We start from the raw sequence: 18538 nt of genomic DNA on the forward strand, positions 1-18538 counted from the left end.
AAACATTCTCTTAACAATTTGTTTTTTTTCTCGTCATAATCGTCCATTTTAATCGGAATAGTTTTGTGAAAATTTTAACACAACATTTTACAATGAAAAACTTTTTACCAAATTTATTTGTAAAAAAAGCTCAAAAATCATCATTTTGGATGGTTTTCGCTATTTTACAACTCGTTGGAATGTATGCTTTCGGACAAGCACATTCTATTAATGGGCGTGTGACTGCATCTGAAGACAATGCAGCGATTCCAGGTGTTAGTATTCGTATTAAAGGAACTTCTAAAGGTACAACTGCCAATGCAGAAGGTAAGTTTACTTTAAGTGTTTCGGATAATACAATATTGCAAATTTCTATGATTGGCTATATTCAAAAAGAAGTGAATGTAGGTAGTCAAACTGAAATTAACGTACAATTATCAGCTGATGAAAAGCAATTGCAAGAAGTTGTTGTAACAGCTTTGGGTATCAAAAAAGAAATCAGAAAAATTGGTGTTGCCATTCAATCAGTCGACGGATCTAGTGTTATCAAAGCAAGAGAGCCCAATGCAATCAATGCTTTGTCAGGTCGTGTTGCTGGTTTGACGATTGGTTCTCAACCAGAATTATTGCGTAAGCCAAATATCTCTTTACGTGGAAGTTCAACTATTTTATACGTAGTAGATGGTGTGCCAATTAACTCTGATACTTGGAACATTTCTGCAGACGATATCGAAACTTATTCAGTATTAAAAGGAGCATCTGCTTCTGCATTATACGGTTTCCGTGGTAAAAACGGTGCTATTTTAATCACTACTAAACGTGGTTCTAAAGATAAAAGAGGATTTTCAGTAGAAGTTAATTCATCTACTCAAATGCAAAGTGGTTTTTATGCTATTCCAGAAGTTCAAGACGAATATGGTCCTGGTGATCACGGTTCTTATGCTTTCGGAGATGGTAAAGGTGGAGGATTGAATGATGGTGATTATGATGGAGGTTGGGGTCCACGTTTTAATGGACAATTAATTCCACAATACGATTCTCCAGTAGATCCTATTACTGGTGTACGTAAAGGAACACCTTGGATTGCAAGAGGAAAAGATAACTTAAAGCGTTTCTTGGAAACAGGTATTCTTTCCACGAATAACGTTTCAGTTTCTGCAACAGGAGAAAAATACAATTTACGTTTCTCTACTTCACATATTTATCAAAAAGGTATTGTTCCAAATACTCAATTGAATATGACGAATTTCAATATCACTGCTGATTATCAGTTTACGAAGAAATTGAAATTCGAATCGAATTTACAATACAACCGTCAATATACTCCTAACATTCCAGACGTGAATTATGGTCCTAACTCGATCATTTACAACATTGTGTATTGGGCAGGTGCTGACTGGGATATTGCTGATATGCGTAATTATTGGCAAAAAGGTAAGGAAGGTATTCAACAAATTTATGCAGAATATCAACGTTACAATAACCCATATTTTATGTCGTATGAGTGGTTACGTGGCCATTATAAAACGGATATTGTTGGCCAAGCGGCTTTGCGTTACACCTTTAATGAAAACTTGAATTTATTGGCTCGTACGCAAGTAACAACTTGGGATATGGTAAGAACAGAGAAGTTCCCTTATTCAGCTGGTACTTATGGTCGTGATGAGCGTCGTGGTGATTACCGTGAAGATCGTCGTAATTTATTTGAGAACAATACGGAATTGTTATTGACTTTTGATAAAGATCTTTTACCAGGTTTGAATACGAAAATTAATGCAGGAGCTTCTCAACGTGTATTTCAATACAAGTCGATTTTTGCATCTACGAATTATTTGAACGTTCCAGGTTTATACAATTTCTCAAACTCGGCTAATCCAGTTCAAGTAGCGAATTATGGTGCAGATATGAATGTACTTTCTGCTTATTATTCTGCTGACTTTTCTTACAAAAAATATCTAACTGTATTTGCTACAGGTCGTGCGGATAAATTATCTACGCTTCCTTCAGGTAAAAACTCTTTCTTCTACCCATCTGTAGGAGCAGTGACTGTTTTATCTGATTATTTGAAATTACCTGAAACGATTTCATTCTTGAAATTACGTGCTTCATATGCGAACGTAAAAGATGGTTTGACTTCTTCAACGATTGATAACCGTGCTGGTGTTTATTCAGGAGAAAATTATAACTCTCCTTATGATGGACCTTCTTACCAAAACAATACGGTTTATTCAACGGGTTTTTATTACAATAACCAAACAGGTGCTTCTTATGGAGATGGTTTGAGTAATCCAAATTTGAATCCTTCTGAAACTTCTCAAACGGAATTTGGTATGGATTTAAGATTATTGAAAAACCGTTTGACAATTGATGCGGCTTATTTTATTTCAAATGATGGTCCTTCTATCTTCTCATTGCCAATTTCTTCTACTTCTGGATATACTTCAGCTTTAGTAAATGGTATCAAAACGCAGAAAAAAGGATATGAAATTTCAGTAAGTGGAACACCGGTTCAAACAGGTGACTTTACTTGGGATGTGTTAGCGAATTATTCAACGTTTGAAGAAAGATTGACAGATATTTATCCAGGAATCAATAATTTGAATACGTTCTTAAAAGTAGGGGATCGTACTGATAAATTATATGGTTCTGCTTTTGTTCGTACACCAGATGGAAAAATCATCAATAACTCTTCTGGAGTTCCAGTAACTGTTTCAGGTACACAAGCGCAATATTTAGGAAACAAAAATCCTGATTTTGTATTCGGATTCAATAACAAGTTTACTTACAAAAATGTAAGTTTAAGTATGTTGTTTGATGGTCGTATTGGGGGTGTGATTGTGAATTATACACAACAACAAGCTTACCGTGGAGGTCGTCATATCGGAACTACACAAGGGATTTTTGCTGCTGCACGTCCACAAGATGCATTGGGAATCAAAGCATTTGTAGGAGAAGGTGTCGTTGTAAGCAATGGAGTTGCTATCAAGTATGATGCGAATGGAAATGTAACGAATTATGCTGATTTACAATTTGCTCCAAACACAACTAAAACTTACGTTCAAGATTACATCGGTCGTTTTTACAATACCAATGAAGGTAACTTGATGAGTCGTTCATTTGGCATGTTGAAAGAAGTAGTTATCGGTGTTAAACTTCCTAATAAGTGGTTTGGTAAGGCGGTATCTGCTGCTAATATCTCTTTTGTGGGTCGTAACTTATTGTATTTCGCAGAGAAAAAAGATGTTGACTTGTCTCAGTATTTGACAGATGGATCTTCAAGTCCACAAACTCCTTCAGTAAGAAGTTACGGAGTTAATTTAAACTTCACATTTTAATTTAAATATTTCTTAAAAGACAGATAAAATGAAAGTTAAACATATATTTTTAGGAATGATGAGCTTCGCTGTTCTTGCTTTGAGCAGTTGTGAGAAGACATTTGAACAGTTGGAAAAAGACTCCAACCGTGCCGTACAAGTACCTGCTTCTTTGGTACTTCAGTCAATTGAATACAATGTAATGGACGCAAATGGTCGTCCGTTTTCTGCCGAAATGCGTTGGAATCAGTTTTTCTGTTCCAACTATAATTACTATGCCAACAATGAGTATAATTTAGGCCAAATGCCAAATCAGTACACGACCTTGAAAAACGTGATCAAGATGGAAGAGGAGGCTAAAAGAGCTGGTTTGTCTGATGTGAATGGATATTCAGCCTTGGGAAAATTCTTTCGTGCTTATTTCTTTGATCAAATGTCTAAGCGTGTGGGTGATTTACCGATGACGGAGGCTTTGAAAGGTATTGAAAATACAGCTCCTAAATATGATTCACAAAAAGTGATTTATGTACAAATTTTGAAGTGGTTAGATGATGCAAATACAGATTTGACTTCTTTGATCGTAAAGGGAGAAACCATTTCAGGCGATTTCTATTTCAATGGAGATTTGAAAAAATGGCAAAAAGTGATCAATGCGTATCGTTTACGTGTTTTACTTACTTTGTCTAAGAAAGAGTCGGATTCTGATTTAAGTATCAAAACGAAATTTGCTGAGATGATTTCTAATCCAAGCAAATATCCTTTGATTGGTTCAAATGGCGAGTCATTACAATTCGTTTGGAATACATTTAATAAGTATCCATCTAATCCAGATAACTTCGGTTTTGATGCGACTCGTCAAAATATGGCTTCTACTTATGTAGGGTTTTTATCGAAAATCAATGATCCACGTGTGATGATCACTTGTGAGCCAGCAGGTTCAGATTTAAAGGCTGGTAAATTAGCTTCTGATTTCACCGCTTATAGAGGTGCAGATTCAGGACAAGGTTTGGATGATATGTCGAAAAACGCAGGTTTGTCGAATGGAGCAGGTTTTGCACCAGGAATTTATTCTTTCCAAAATCGTTCTCGTTATTATAAAAACTACACAGGCGAAAATACGTTTATCGTAGGTTATCCTGAATTATGTTTCAATATCGCAGAAGGTTTAGCCAGAGGATGGGCTTCAGGTTCGGCAGAAGATTGGTACAAAAAAGGAATCAAAGCTTCTCAGTCATTTTACGGAATTGTTGAAGGAGCGAATACTATGACGTATTCAAGAACTGGCTCAAAAGATCCAGCGGATTTCGTTACTTATACGGTTAATTTCAACTTTGATACTTATTATGCTCAACCATCCGTTCAATTAGATGCTAATTCAGCTATTGAGAAAATTGTTTCTCAAAAATATGCAGCATTTTTTATGAATTCAGGAATGGAGGCTTATTTCAACTGGAGAAGAACAGGTTTTCCAGCTTTCTCTTCAGGAGTTGGTAATGGTAATTCAAGCCGTATTGCTTTGCGTTGGATTTATCCAACGACAGAAAGAACAGCCAATGCAGCTAATTACACAGCAGCAATTACTAGCCAATTCGCTGGTAAAGATGATATCAATGATGTTATTTGGTTGAATAAATAGTTTTTAAGGTAAAAGGTAATAGGTAAAAGGTAATAGGTCAAAAGAAAAGAGAAAACACCTCTTACCTCTTACCTATTACCTAATTTGCTGCGCTAAATTTCAAACCAATAATACCCACTATAATTAAAGTAAGAAAAAAGATTTCATACATATTGGTGGAATTTTTTAAGAAGAATACATCTATCAGTTTGATCAAAATCAAGGATACAGAAGTCCAAGTAGCAATGGCTACTGTCATTGGAATGGATTTCATAGACAGCGATAGAAAAAAGATATTAGCCAATCCAAGGCCTAAATACGTCAATAAATAGCCTAATTCTATTCCAACGGCTTTACTAAAGAAAGGATTTTCAAGGATGGCTAATTTTAATTGTGCCATATCCAGTTTACGTAGTGAGTAGGTCCAAGCAGCTTCTAAAGTGGCTGCGAATAGTAAATAAATCCAGGGTTTCAACATTGTATTTTTAGAATATAAGGTATTAAAATTCGAAATTATCGGAAAAGTGGCTATTAAAAGAATCCAAATTTATTATTTAATCGAATGTTAATAGTTTGAAAATTTTTTTTCTACTTAGGAAGCCTAAATTCGTAACGAATTTTCAAATTCACAATTTTATTAACAATTCGATAACAATATATTTTAAGCAATATCCTATTTTTGCAAACTTAGATACAAAGTGTAAATCGTTTAGATATGTTTGGATTAGATCCTACCCTTTTGTTTTTGCTATTTTTCTGCCTATTTGCAGCATGTGCATTTGAATTCGTAAATGGTTTTCATGATACTGCAAACGCCGTAGCAACTGTTATTTATACCCACTCATTGCAGCCAACACAAGCTGTTATTTGGTCAGGTTTCATGAATTTTTTAGGGTTATTGACAGGGGGAGTAGGAGTTACCATGAGTATCATCGGCCTCTTGCCAACGGAGCTCCTCATGGATTCCAATGTGTATCATTCCATGGCTATGGCACTTTCATTGCTTTTTTCTGCCATTCTTTGGAACTTAGGTACTTGGTATTTTGGAATACCTGCAAGTAGTTCACATACCTTAATTGGATCTATCATTGGTGTCGGTGTAGGCCACGCATTATTGCCAGAAAATTCAAACATCGGTATTTCAGCAGTCAATTGGGATAAAGTATTAGAAGTTGGGCAAGCCTTATTGCTTTCTCCTCTTTTTGGATTTGCTTTGGCAATTATCCTAATGTACATCTTGCGTAAATTGGTTAAAAACAAAGAAATATTTAAAGAGCCTAAAAAGAAGTCACCTCCACCCATGTGGATTCGCGCCATCTTAATTACAACTTGTACCTTGGTTTCGTTTTTCCATGGAAGAAACGATGGACAAAAAGGAATAGGATTGGTTATGGTTATTTTAATCGCCTTTTTGCCAGGTTATTTTGCCATCAACACGACCTTAGATTTGACAAAAGTTCAAACTAGTTTAACAACTATTCAAGCAGTTGCCGCGAAAATTGATACCATTCCTTTGTCACGTAAAGAGAGAGAAAGCTTCCATAAATTGATGGAGTCTACAACTGCTTTGCAGCACATTATCTCTAGTGGAGCTACTACCAAAACATTAACTACTACTCAAAAATTTGATATTCGTAAGGCAGCTTTAACAATCAATAAAAATGCCAAAAAATTATTGGAGAGTGAGTCAGTCGATCTTTCTTCTAGCGATAAGAAATTGCTTAAATCAGCAACTGCTGGCGATAAAGGGCCATTTTTCACTTACGGAACGTCCTCTTCAAGCGGTATAGCTGGAGTAACTGATTTTGCACCTGTATGGGTCATGTGGGTTGTCGCACTTTCTTTGGGTTTAGGAACCATGGTAGGTTGGAAAAGAATTGTTGTGACAATCGGAGAGAAGATTGGTAAAAACCATTTGACTTACGCACAAGGGGCATCTGCTGAATTAATTGCATCGATTACAATCGGTTTGGCTACTGCCTATAAATGGCCAGTAAGTACTACGCACGTATTATCTTCGGGTATTGCAGGTACGATGGTAGCAAGTAAAGGAGTTAAAAACCTTCAAGGTGGAACTGTAAAAAGTATCGTAATTGCCTGGGTGCTAACTTTGCCTATCACCATTATTTTATCAACGGTATTATTCTTGTTCTTCCGCTGGATAGTAGGGTAGAGGATTTAGTTAAGAGGTAAAAGGTAAGAGGTAAGAGGTAATAGTTAAATACCCTTTTACTTCATATTACTTCTTACCTTTTTCATTCCTTGGCTTTGACTAACTTAGCTATCTGTCTCCCTTTTACCTATTACCTATTACCTATTACCTTTTACCTCTTACCTCTTACCTCTTGCCTCTTACTTCTTACCTTAATTTTTATCATTAAGAGAAACGGAATGAGAAAAAATCAAGTAATTGATAAAAGAATATAAGCGTACTATTAGTAAATCTAATTTTTGTTTTTTAAGGGGTAATGCGTCCCCTTACCCCCTGCAATTTAAAGGATAATAAGTTCAGTTGTTTGATAAAATTATTTCTGTTTGCCTCTTTCGTATTTTTTAGAGTTTAGTTGTCATGTGTTTGATAGGAAGCCTAATTTCTACCAACTTATCCTAACATATCCTTTGGTTTCGACTCCGCTCAGCCATCGGTCTCCCTCTTCCCTCTTCCCTCTTCCCTCTTCCCTCTTACCTCTTACCTCTTCCCTATTACCTATTACCTCACACATCCTTAACACTTTGTTAACAATTTCTTAACATTGGCTATTTTATTAGGTATTAATTTTGCCCTCGTTAAAAAACCAATATAAGAAATGTACAATTTTTTTAAATCAGCAGTTTTGCTGTTTGTTCTGATTTTATCTGTCGTTACTTTCGATTCTTTTGGACAGATTACTACATCAACATTATCAGGTAAAGTAAAAGACACCAAAGGGGAAGAAATTCCGGGTGCTACGGTTGTAATGATACATACTCCTACGGGAGCTCGTTACGGGGTGTCAACACAAATTGATGGAAATTTCGTTTTAGCGAATATGAATCCAGGAGGTCCTTATTCTTTAAGCGTTACTTTCGTCGGTTACAAAACATTTAAGGCGGATAATTTAAATTTAACTTTAGGTTCTAATCCTGCGGTAAATATTGTTATTTCTGAGGAAAATACAACTTTGACAGAAGTAGTTGTGAAAGCAGATAAGGGAGGCACTCGCTCTGGTGCGGTTACTACTTTGAGCGAAACAACTATCAAATCTGTTCCAACGTTGAATCGTAGTTTGACAGATATGACTCGTTTAACTCCACAAGGGAGCTCAAGCAATTCATTTGCTGGTACAAACTTTCGTTATAACAACGTAACCGTGGATGGAACGATTAATAACGATGCCATTGGTTTTAGCCCATCTTTAGGTGGACAAAGTGGAACTTCAGGTATGCCAGGTTCTAGTACTCGTACCAATCCTATTTCTTTGGACGCTATTCAAGATGTTCAAGTATATGTGGCTCCTTATGATGTTAAAATTGGAAACTTTACAGGTGGTTCAATTAATGCAGTAACACGTACTGGAACGAATCAAGTGAAAGGTTCTGTTTATGGATACGGTAGAAATGCCTTCTTGACAGGCCCTAATAATGCAGGTGATGGTGCTGCCATTCCAAGTGGTTATTGTGATTACCAAACTGGTTTTAGATTAGGTTTACCATTGATTAAAAACAAATTGTTCTGGTTTACCAATGAAGAAATTACGCAAAGAAATGAACCTCTTTTTTACCAAGCTGGTGCTCCAGGGACTATCATAGACGTGGCAACTGCCAATCAAATTTCATCTTTCCTAAAAACGAATTATGGTTTTGATCCAGGAGCCTTTGGTGAATATTCGATCTATTCAAAAAGTAATAAATTCTTTAATCGTATCGATTGGAATATTTCTGAAAAACACCAATTATCAATCAGAAATTCATACGTAGCTTCTGAAGCATCTAACTTAGAGCGTGATGTGGCCAACTTTCGTTTCGGATCAATGGACTTTACTCAATACAACAAGACCAACTCTACAGTTGCGGAATTAAAAAGTCACTTCGGAACCTACTCAAATAGTTTAATTTTAGGATATTCTGATATTCGCGATTACCGTACTCCTTCAAGTGCAAATTTCGCTTTCCCTCAAGTTGAAATTGCATCTAACGGAGGAACGATATTTTTAGGAAATGAGCGTGAGGCAACAGTCTTTAATATGAAACAAAAGACGTTTGAATTTACAGATAATTTTACTTGGTTTAAAGGTAATCATACCTTCTTAGTAGGAACGCACAATGAGCTTTATAACATCAATTATGGATTTGTTAATTCTTGGAATGGCCGTGTGGCATATAAGAGTTTAGCCGATTTTTACAATGGTAATGTGAATCGTGTACGTGGTTCTTATAGCTTTACAAACAATGATAGGGATGCTATTTACAATAATCCGTATGCTACTTTCAATGTAGGACTATACAGCCTTTATGCACAAGATGAAATTCAGGTTACTGATAATTTAAAATTATCTCCAGGTATTCGTTTTGATATAGCTAGCACAGACGCTCCTAATTTAAGTCCAAAATTGGCTTCAACAATAACTGATCCTAGTGCAGGGTCAACCTATGTAGCTGCTACTCCATTGAATAAAGTGACCAATTCAATTTTTGGACAAGTATTATTCTCTCCAAGATTAGGATTTAATTATGATGTAAATGGCGACCGTTCAACGATTATTCGTGGAGGAACGGGAATCTTTACTGGTAGAATTCCTTTCGCTTGGTTAGGTTATGCCTTCTATAATGATGGCGTTGGTTTTGGAGCCTTTGACGTAAATAACGTAGCAGGAAAGAATGTTGGAGATGTTTTGAAAGACGGTGCAAAAACGTTTGCTTTCAATAATGGACAAAAAAGTTTGACGCAAGTAGATGCGATGGCGAATAATTTCAAAATGCCACAAGTATGGAGAAGTTCTTTGGCCGTAGACAAAACCATCAATGGCTATAAAATTACTTTGGAAGGTATCTACACGAAAACAATTAGCGATTTGAAATTTCAAATGGTGAATTTGAAAGATTCCGTGAAATATTTCTCTTATGATACGCAACGCCAAATGCCTATTTATTTGTCGGGTGGAACTACGGGTCAAAAGTTGAATACTTCTTTTTCAAATGCCTATGAATTAGCGAATACTTCTGAAGGACATCGTTACAGTTTGACAGCTCAAGTTTCTAAAACTTATGCTTTCGGATTCAATTTTATGGCGGCTTACACCTATGGTCAAAGTTTCGACTTAACAAACGGTATTCGTAATTCAATGGAGTCAAACTGGCAATTGAATCAGTCATTGACACCTAACGATCCTAAATTATCGTATTCTAATTTTGATATTAGACATCGTATCATTGGTCAATTTGGTTATACTTTGGCTTGGAAAAAGGCGGGAGCAACAACTTTATCAGGTGTATTTAGTGCACAATCTGGTGCTCCATTCACGTGGGGATTTGTTAACTCAACCATCGCAAATACACCACAAGCTGCTGGTTTAGCTTATATCTTTAAAGATGAAGCAGAAGCAACGAAATATATGGTGGATGATGCCAAGTTAGGAACTGCAAGTGCACAAGCAAAAGCTTTTATGAATTATATCAATGCTGATGAATATTTAAGCACAAGAAAAGGTGATTTTACTGAAAGAAATGGCGGTAGAACTCCTTGGAATGTAACAGTTGATTTAAAGCTTTCTCATACAATCAAGGCATCGAATGGTCATGAAATTCAGTTTTCATTAGACATCATCAATGCAACGAATTTAATTAATAAAGATTGGGGTAGATTGTACTTCTCTCCGAATACATTCAATTCTACGGCAAGTGTTGGTTTATCTCGTGTAAACTCAGGTACATCTGCAGATCCGACCTATAAGTTTTCAGCACCTGCGACTCCGTACTCTGTTGATCAATTAGGTTCAAGATGGCAAATGCAAGCCGGAGCAAGATATACGTTCTAAATTATTGAATGATAAAAAAGCCATCTGTCAACCGACGGATGGCTTTTTTGGTTTAAGTGGGTCTGGGAAATAATTTAGACTTTTTTGATATTATTATTAGTCTCAATGTTCGCATCCTTTTGAATCTATCAAATCTTTTTTTTAAACATTAAGGTATTAAGAATCATTAAGTTTACCTATTTCTCTTAATCTCTTAATGCCTTAATGTTTAAAAAAAATCATATCTCTATCTTAATTGCTTAAAATATTTATCCGACAAGTTTCGGATATGATCCCTTTTTTGTTTTAGATAGATTTTAAACAAAAAAAATACCAAACATCATTCGGTATTTTTAAGTATTTATTCTTCATTTAAACTAACTCATGCTGTTGGGTAAAGGCATTCTTCCATTTCTGAAACGATTGAAACCTTTAATAATATTTTTGAAAGGATGATGTTTCTTTTCCTTCGCTAATAAGCCTCTCAAATGTTCTTGCATCTTGTTGGGAGATTGTCCTACCCAAGTTTGATATTGATCTTTTACCGAAACATATTGAGGTAAATAGTTTTTGAAAATATCTAAATTGAACTCTCTCGCTGCCACACCTGCTCCTGATAATTCTCCATCAAAGGCATTGATCATTTGCTCAATGTGATTAGGAACGGGTACCATCATAGCTGGTTTTCCTAAATACATGACCTCAGCCACGGATTCAAATCCTGCCGTTGAAATCAATCCTGCACATGATTTCATTTTCGACAAATACATTTCTGCATTAATAGGATGAAAGGTCAATGAATCAGAATGCTTATATGTGGTGGTATGGATTTTATGATCCCAAAAGCAATCCAATTGGATATGTGGATTTTTTTCTGACCATGCCATTATATCGTCTGCCAAACGGTAATGCGTTAAATAAGCCAACCAATTACCGCCTTCTTGGGTTTCTAAGGTTTTAACTTCTTGGCGTAACAAAGGCGGAACAACAGAAATTTTTTCATCATTTTCAATTTCACGAAAAGACAAACCCAATAATTTTTTAGATCCAATCGCTGTGATTTTAGTATTTAAATTCAATAAAAATTGATCTAGTTTTTTCTCAGGAAGTGAAACGAAGTTTTTATTTAACAATAAATATTGGTGACCAATCGACATACAAGGGATTTTAGAACCACTTTTTAGGTTGTATAATCCAGTGATGGATTCATAAAAATTGACAATGGCATCAGGTTGCAAATCGTCAATAAAATGGCCTAATTGAGTAGCACTCTTCCAATAAGTTCTAAATTTTGTAAAGGCTTGCGAAGCCGTTTTTCCTAATAATACAGACTTTCCAGTGCCATAGTTAATGGAGGGGCTTTCGTACTGAATCAAGGGCGTATCTCCAATAAAGTCAGTAAAAAAGCTCGGAATGATTCTTCCTTCAAAGGTGCCAACTGCATATCCAATGACTTCATGCCCAGCCTCTCTTGCTATTTGTGTCAAAGAAATCGCTTGTGTTAAATGCCCTCTTCCTTCTCCCTGAACTGTAAAAATAAATTTGCCCATGTTATGCGTATGTTTGGTTCGATTCTACTTGAATCCCTTCTAAATCTTTCATTAAATCAAAATCTGGATAATTTACGATTAACCATTCTCCAGCGTGTGTTTCCACCAAAGCAGTCAAGGATTCTACCCAGTCACCTGAGTTCATGTAACAAATTCCGTTGATTTCCTTGATTTCTGATTTGTGAATATGCCCACAAATGATGCCATCTGCATTTTTGGCAATGGCTAGCTCTGCCAATTTCTCTTCAAAATCAGAAATAAAATTGACCGCAGCTTTTACTTTTTGTTTGATGGTTTGCGACAAGGAGTAATAAGGCTTACCTCTCCAAGTGCGGTACTGATTGTACCATTTGTTGAGCCACAAAAGAAATGTGTAACCCACATCTCCTAAATAAGCTAACCATTTCATTTGACTCGTAATACTGTCAAAAATATCTCCATGAGTGATAAAATACTTTTTGCCAAAAGTATTCAACATGTAATCTTGACGAATGGAAAATTGCTTGCCTATTTTGATAGGTAGAACTTGATCCAAAAAATCATCATGATTACCTCTTAAATAAATGACTTCCGTGTCAAATTTGTCCATCATTTTAAGGACAGCTCTGAAAAATCCAGTATGCTTCTTTTTCCAAGAACCACCTTTCTTTAATTGCCAGCCGTCGATGATGTCGCCGTTAAGAATAAGTTGTTGACAAGAATTAACTCGAAGAAATTCGTTGACTTCTTTTGCTTTGGCGCCTTTGCTGCCTAAATGCAAGTCAGAAATAACAATGGTTTTGTAGGTAGTCTTATGTGATTGACCCATCAATGATTGATTTGTTGAGTCAAAATTACTTTACCTATTTTAGTGGCTTGTTAAGTGAGATTAAAGGAATTGTTAAATATGACGCTAATGAGGTGAGAGGTAAAAGGTAAGAGGTAATAGGTAATAGGTAAAAGATGTTATTGAATTTTTCTCTTTCCTCTTTTCTCTCTCCCTTTTACTTATTACCTCTTACCTTTTACCTCTCACCTCAATTATTCCTCCACAAACGGATAATCCTCCTGTACATACACATCTTTGTATGCTTCAGACTTGTCAGGGAAAGGAGAGTTTTCTGCGAAATCAACAGATTCTTGAACTTGAATCTTGATTTTTGCATCAATTTCGTCTAATTCTGCTTGACTAAGTAGATTGTGAGTTAAAATCGTATTTTTTACTTGTTCGATAGGGTCACGATCTTTGTACGCTTCAACTTCTTCCTTTGAACGGTATTTTTGAGGATCAGACATGGAATGTCCTCTGTAACGATACGTTCTAAATTCTAAGAAAGTTGGGCCTTCGCCAGCTCTTGCGCGAGCTGCTGCTCTTGATACTGCTTCATGAACCGCCTCAACGTCCATCGCGTCTACTGCCTCTGCTGGCATATCGTAGGCCTCACCAATGGTGTATAAGTCTGTAACGTTGGAAGTACGTGCAACAGAAGTTCCCATCGCATAACCATTGTTTTCTACCACAAAAATAGCAGGTAGTTTCCAAGTCATAGCCATGTTGAAAGTCTCATGCAAAGCTCCCTGACGAACCGCTCCATCACCAAAATAAGTGATAGAAACATTACCTGTTTTCTTGTATTTTTCTGCAAAAGCCAAACCTGCACCTAAAGGAATTTGTGCTCCTACAATTCCGTGGCCACCCACAAATCCAACACTTTTATCAAAAATGTGCATAGATCCACCTTTACCTTTGGAAGCTCCAGTAATCTTGCCATATAATTCGGCCATGATTGCATTAGGGGAAGTTCCTAATGCCAAAGGAATACCGTGATCACGGTATGCCGTAATGTATTTATCTCCTTCAATCAAAGCTGATTTTGAACCTGATGAACAAGCTTCTTGTCCAATATACAAGTGACAGAAACCTTTAATTTTTTGCATTCCATACAATTGTCCACATTTCTCCTCGAATTTGCGTTGTAATTGCATTGACTCATACCAAAAACGGTATGTTTCTTTAGAATACTTGGGTGCTTGAGCGTCTTTCTTTGCCATCGTTTTGATAGAAAATTTGTATTTAGTATTAAACAATTCAATTTGTCTAATAGAATCCGATGCGAAATTAAAACAAAAGCATTGAGAAGCCAAAATTTGAGTCGAAATACCCTCAATCAATCTCAAAAATCGTGTAATATTCCTTATTTTTACTTCTTAGAGTAAATTTCACCCTCCTTATGTACCTAAAATCTCTTCAGGTTAAGCAATTTAAATCCTATGATGAAGCGCAATTCGACTTTATTCCGGAGATTAATTGCATTGTAGGAGAGAATGGAATTGGGAAAACCAACTTACTGGACGCGATCCATTTTTTATCCATGACCAAAAGTGCACGCGGCATTGCAGATTTACTTTGTGTCAAACACGATGAAAGCTATTTCATGGTTCAGGGTACGTTTATTTATCAAAAACAAGTAAGTGCGAATTTACCAAAGAGCGAAACACAAATTACTTGCGCTTTTCAAAAAGGGAATAAGAAGAGCTTTTTGAAAGACCAAAAACCTTATACTCGATTGGCTGATCATATTGGGAATTTTCCTGTGGTTTTGATGGATCCACATGATACCGATTTGGTTAGAGAAAGTAGTGATACTCGCCGGCGATTTTTTGATGGTATGATGTCTCAAATGGACCGACAATTTTTAGATCAATTACTTAGATATAATCGCATTGTTCAACAAAGGAATACTCTACTCAAGCAATTTGCTGAACAAAACCGAGTAGATCAATTGCAATTAGATAGTTATCATCAGCCTCTTGTAGAATTGGGTGAAAGTCTCAATCTAGCACGAATGGAATTTTTAAAGATCTTTATTCCAAGTTTTCAAGAGCATTATGCGAAATTATCCGATGGGAGAGAGGACGTAATGATTAAATTGGAATCTAGTTTTGAGCCAGGGAAGTTAGATGAATCTTTGAGGAATGCTGAATTGGCAGATAGGATGTCTCAAAGAACGAGTGTGGGTATTCATCGAGATGATTTCTCGTTCGAAATCAATCAATATCCTTTGAAAAAATTTGGCTCTCAAGGGCAACAAAAAAGTTTTGTGGTTGCATTGAAATTAGCTCAATTTGACACATTAGCGAGTAGTAAACCTAGAAAACCGCTACTTTTATTGGATGATATTTTTGATAAATTGGATGATCGCCGAATTCAAAGATTAGTAGAAATGATGTCCGAAGAACATTTTGGGCAAGTTTTTATCACAGATGCCCGACCCGAAAGAACGAAAAATTTGTTGAAAAATCTGAAAAGCAATATTCAGTATTTGGAATTATGAAATCGAGGTAAGAGGTAATAGGTAAAAGGTAAGAGTTTTCTTCTTTTTTCTATTACCTATTACCTATTACCTATTACCTATTACCTATTACCTATTACCTATTACCTCTTACCTATTACCTATTACCTCAAATTGTTTCATTAACCGCATCTCCAAAGGCTTGAATTGAATTTTCATTCGCAAATTGTTGAATCGCTTTGTGATCTATTAAAACTCGATTTTCGATGATATCTGCTAGGTTTTTTGCTATTTCAATTGGATTGGATGCGTCAACGGCTAATCCTAATTTTTTGTTTCGGGTCAATTCTCCAATTTGTCCCAAATGAGTTCCTAAAACGGGTTTCCCAGATAAAGCGGCTCGCACCAAAACAGAACTTGATCCAAGATGATTTTGGTATAAGACAAGCGCCCAATCAGCTAAATTAAAAGCAATTTGAACCTCATTCGCTGGTAAATATCCCCAAATTGGATAGGTTGAAAGTTCTTTGTTTTTTTCAATAAGCTCCTCAATTTTAGCTTGATAATCGGGCTTAGTTGGTCCAATTAAGACTAAGGCTATGGCTTTTAAATGTTCTTTTTTTAGTAATTGGCAAGCCTCCAAGAAGACTTCAATACCTTTTCTCTCATCTAGGTATCCAAAATTTAAAAATATCAATTTCTCTTTGGGTAATTGATGCTTTTTCGAAAATTCGATGGTTTGATTTTCGCTGATTGGAAATAATTGAATGGGTTCGCAAATTGCCGAGACACGAGTTTTTGAACTTAATTTTTTTAATGCTGGAACAATTTTTTCTTCCAAAATGAATAGGTTTTTTATATTCCCTGAACTCATCGCTGCTTGAAAAATCAATCGTTTGAATTTGGCATAAAATCCTGTTGGACTTTTAATAAAATCAGGTCTAAAATAAATACCAGATATGTCAAGTCCCGACTTTCTGCCAAAAATAATTCCGAGTTGGAAATAATCCATATACATTAATAAGACCTTTTTGATGCCTAATTGATGGGCATATTTTTTCATTAAGCGCCATTCAAGAAAGGAACGCAAGTAAATGGATTTTTGGTGGATTTCTTGAAGCTCTTTGCTAGGAATTGTATGTATTTTGATATTTTTCCAAGGTAAAATTCCTTCTGAAAAATATTGTTTTAAATATTGGATGAATGCTTCTCCACTAACAATGTTTAATTCAACTCCGGGTTTTTCTGAATAATACAAAATTAAATTGTACAAATAATCTGGATGATGTCCATCTGTAATTGTATCAAATAAAAGGATTCGTTTTGAAAACATGCTGTGAATTAATCCAACAAAATTAGTTTTTTTACTGATTAAAACGTCGGAATTTCACCTTCAACAATTAAATTTCCTTCGGTGCAATTTTTTATATGCTCTACAGAAACACCTTTTGCTCGCTCCAATAATTTGAATCCTTCAGGGACAATTTCTATCACAGCTAGTTCTGTTACAATTTTATGAACACAGCCAATTCCTGTTAAAGGGAGTGTACAGCTTTTGAGTAATTTGGATTTGCCTTCTTTATTGGTATGCTGCATTGCAACAATAACATTGCTCGCAGAAGCCACTAAATCCATGGCTCCTCCCATTCCTTTGATCATTTTACCTGGAATTTTCCAATTAGCTAAATCGCCATTTTGGGCTACTTCCATGGCGCCTAAAACGGTAACATGTATATGTCCACCGCGAATCATGGCAAAACTATCTGCAGAACTAAATAAAGACGAGCCTTGATGGAAAGTTATGGTTTGTTTGCTTGCATTGATCAAATCCGGATCCACTTCATCCGGTTTAGGAAATTGACCAATCCCTAATAATCCATTTTCCGATTGGAACATGACAGGCCGGATTGGGTCAATGAAATTGGCAACCAATGTAGGAATCCCAATTCCTAAGTTTACATAATCACCATCTTTAATTTCTTGCGCGATTCTCTTGGCAATTTTGTTCCGATCTAGCTCTTCACCTGAAAATTGTTCAAGGCTTGGATTAAATACAGTCTCCTCGGTCCGAGTAGTTAGGTGTTCGATTCTTTTTTCATAGTTCGAACCTTGAAAAATTCGTTGAATATAAATGCCTGGAACATGGATTTCATTGGGATCTAATGTTCCAATTGGTACTAATTCTTCTACTTCTGCAATGGTAATTTTGCCAGCTGTGGCCATCATAGGATTGAAATTTCTAGCTGTTCCTTTGAAAACTAAATTACCAGCTGCATCGCCTTTCCAAGCTTTTATACAAGCAAAATCGGCAGAAAGGGCTGTTTCTAGCAAATAATCTTTGCCATTGAAGTTCTTTTTCTCTTTGAAATTTTCTACTTCTGTGCCTACTCCAGTCCGAGTGTAAAAACCAGGTATTCCAGCTCCTGCTGCTCGTATTCTTTCTGCGAATGTTCCTTGGGGAACTAATTCTACTTCGATGGATTTCTCGATGATTTGTTTTTCAAATTCTTCATTTTCACCGACATAGGAAGAAATCATTTTTTTGACTTGATGATTATTCAATAAAATTCCAACACCAAAATCTGCCACTCCTGCATTGCTTGAAATACAAGTCAGTTTTTTTAAATTTTTCTGATGTATAGCTGAAATTAAATTTTCAGGTATACCACACAGACCGAATCCACCAAACATGATAGACGCTCCATCTTGAATATCGGCTATTGCCTCTGTCGCAGATTGTAAAATTTTATTCATAGAGATTTATCAATAATTCAACTTTGAAATATAAAGAAAATATTTTCGATTGTTTAATTAC

At 35.8% G+C, this 18538-nt stretch carries 11 protein-coding genes; 5 read left to right on the forward strand and 6 right to left on the reverse strand.

The features are described from left to right. Positions 1-92 precede the first annotated feature (92 nt). Both V7S79_RS05145 and V7S79_RS05150 read left to right on the forward strand, forming a co-directional pair. The gene (locus V7S79_RS05145; protein ID WP_459489489.1) at positions 93-3314 is read left to right on the forward strand and encodes a SusC/RagA family TonB-linked outer membrane protein; all 3222 of its coding nucleotides are present in this window, start codon (positions 93-95) and stop codon (positions 3312-3314) included. 28 nt (positions 3315-3342) lie between these two features. Continuing rightward, complete coding sequence (locus tag V7S79_RS05150) at positions 3343-4929, forward strand: SusD/RagB family nutrient-binding outer membrane lipoprotein (protein ID WP_459489490.1); 1587 nt, start codon at positions 3343-3345, stop codon at positions 4927-4929. Between the two features lie 79 nt (positions 4930-5008). Here the strand turns inward: V7S79_RS05150 and V7S79_RS05155 are convergent, their stop codons facing one another. Then, positions 5009-5386, reverse strand: a complete 378-nt coding sequence (locus V7S79_RS05155; RefSeq protein WP_459489491.1) for a DMT family transporter — start codon at positions 5384-5386, stop codon at positions 5009-5011. A gap of 237 nt (positions 5387-5623) precedes the next feature. Here V7S79_RS05155 and V7S79_RS05160 point away from each other — a divergent pair, with 237 nt between their 5' ends. Together V7S79_RS05160 and V7S79_RS05165 are read left to right on the forward strand one after the other, a co-directional pair. Continuing rightward, the gene (locus V7S79_RS05160) at positions 5624-7081 is read left to right on the forward strand and encodes an inorganic phosphate transporter (protein WP_459489492.1); all 1458 of its coding nucleotides are present in this window, start codon (positions 5624-5626) and stop codon (positions 7079-7081) included. Positions 7082-7715: 634 nt separating this feature from the next. Beyond that, on the forward strand, positions 7716-10922 hold the full coding sequence (locus V7S79_RS05165) for a TonB-dependent receptor (protein ID WP_459489493.1): 3207 nt from the start codon (positions 7716-7718) through the stop codon (positions 10920-10922). A 356-nt stretch (positions 10923-11278) separates the two neighbouring features. Here the strand turns inward: V7S79_RS05165 and V7S79_RS05170 are convergent, their stop codons facing one another. The 3 genes from V7S79_RS05170 to pdhA all read right to left on the reverse strand — a co-directional run bounded on the left by V7S79_RS05170 (position 11279) and on the right by pdhA (position 14482). After that, on the reverse strand, positions 11279-12451 hold the full coding sequence (locus V7S79_RS05170) for a glycosyltransferase family protein (protein WP_459489494.1): 1173 nt from the start codon (positions 12449-12451) through the stop codon (positions 11279-11281). A gap of 1 nt (position 12452) precedes the next feature. Further along, complete coding sequence (locus tag V7S79_RS05175; RefSeq protein ID WP_459489495.1) at positions 12453-13259, reverse strand: UDP-2,3-diacylglucosamine diphosphatase; 807 nt, start codon at positions 13257-13259, stop codon at positions 12453-12455. Between the two features lie 212 nt (positions 13260-13471). Next, positions 13472-14482 carry a pyruvate dehydrogenase (acetyl-transferring) E1 component subunit alpha gene (gene pdhA / locus V7S79_RS05180; RefSeq protein WP_459489496.1) on the reverse strand — a complete coding sequence of 337 codons (1011 nt, stop codon included), beginning with the start codon at positions 14480-14482 and terminating at the stop codon, positions 13472-13474. A 179-nt stretch (positions 14483-14661) separates the two neighbouring features. Here pdhA and recF point away from each other — a divergent pair, with 179 nt between their 5' ends. Then, a complete protein-coding gene (gene recF / locus V7S79_RS05185) occupies positions 14662-15765 on the forward strand; it encodes a DNA replication/repair protein RecF (RefSeq protein ID WP_459489497.1) in 1104 nt (367 codons plus the stop codon). Between the two features lie 127 nt (positions 15766-15892). Here recF and V7S79_RS05190 read toward each other — a convergent pair whose 3' ends face one another. Together V7S79_RS05190 and V7S79_RS05195 are read right to left on the reverse strand one after the other, a co-directional pair. Next, positions 15893-17056: a glycosyltransferase family 4 protein gene (locus tag V7S79_RS05190; protein WP_459489498.1), complete on the reverse strand. Its 1164-nt coding sequence runs from the start codon at positions 17054-17056 to the stop codon at positions 15893-15895. Positions 17057-17094: 38 nt separating this feature from the next. After that, positions 17095-18477, reverse strand: a complete 1383-nt coding sequence (locus V7S79_RS05195; RefSeq protein WP_459489499.1) for a 3-oxoacid CoA-transferase subunit B — start codon at positions 18475-18477, stop codon at positions 17095-17097. Positions 18478-18538: the final 61 nt, after the last annotated feature.

It is taken from the genome of Aquirufa sp. ROCK-SH2 (assembly GCF_054558315.1).

Coding starts and splice junctions, on each gene's coding strand:
- V7S79_RS05145 (WP_459489489.1), top strand. CDS start 93: ATGAAAAACTTTTTACCAAATTTATTTGTAAAAAAAGCTCAAAAATCA.
- V7S79_RS05150 (WP_459489490.1), top strand. CDS start 3,343: ATGAAAGTTAAACATATATTTTTAGGAATGATGAGCTTCGCTGTTCTT.
- V7S79_RS05155 (WP_459489491.1), bottom strand. CDS start 5,386: ATGTTGAAACCCTGGATTTATTTACTATTCGCAGCCACTTTAGAAGCT.
- V7S79_RS05160 (WP_459489492.1), top strand. CDS start 5,624: ATGTTTGGATTAGATCCTACCCTTTTGTTTTTGCTATTTTTCTGCCTA.
- V7S79_RS05165 (WP_459489493.1), top strand. CDS start 7,716: ATGTACAATTTTTTTAAATCAGCAGTTTTGCTGTTTGTTCTGATTTTA.
- V7S79_RS05170 (WP_459489494.1), bottom strand. CDS start 12,451: ATGGGCAAATTTATTTTTACAGTTCAGGGAGAAGGAAGAGGGCATTTA.
- V7S79_RS05175 (WP_459489495.1), bottom strand. CDS start 13,259: ATGGGTCAATCACATAAGACTACCTACAAAACCATTGTTATTTCTGAC.
- pdhA (WP_459489496.1), bottom strand. CDS start 14,482: ATGGCAAAGAAAGACGCTCAAGCACCCAAGTATTCTAAAGAAACATAC.
- recF (WP_459489497.1), top strand. CDS start 14,662: ATGTACCTAAAATCTCTTCAGGTTAAGCAATTTAAATCCTATGATGAA.
- V7S79_RS05190 (WP_459489498.1), bottom strand. CDS start 17,056: ATGTTTTCAAAACGAATCCTTTTATTTGATACAATTACAGATGGACAT.
- V7S79_RS05195 (WP_459489499.1), bottom strand. CDS start 18,477: ATGAATAAAATTTTACAATCTGCGACAGAGGCAATAGCCGATATTCAA.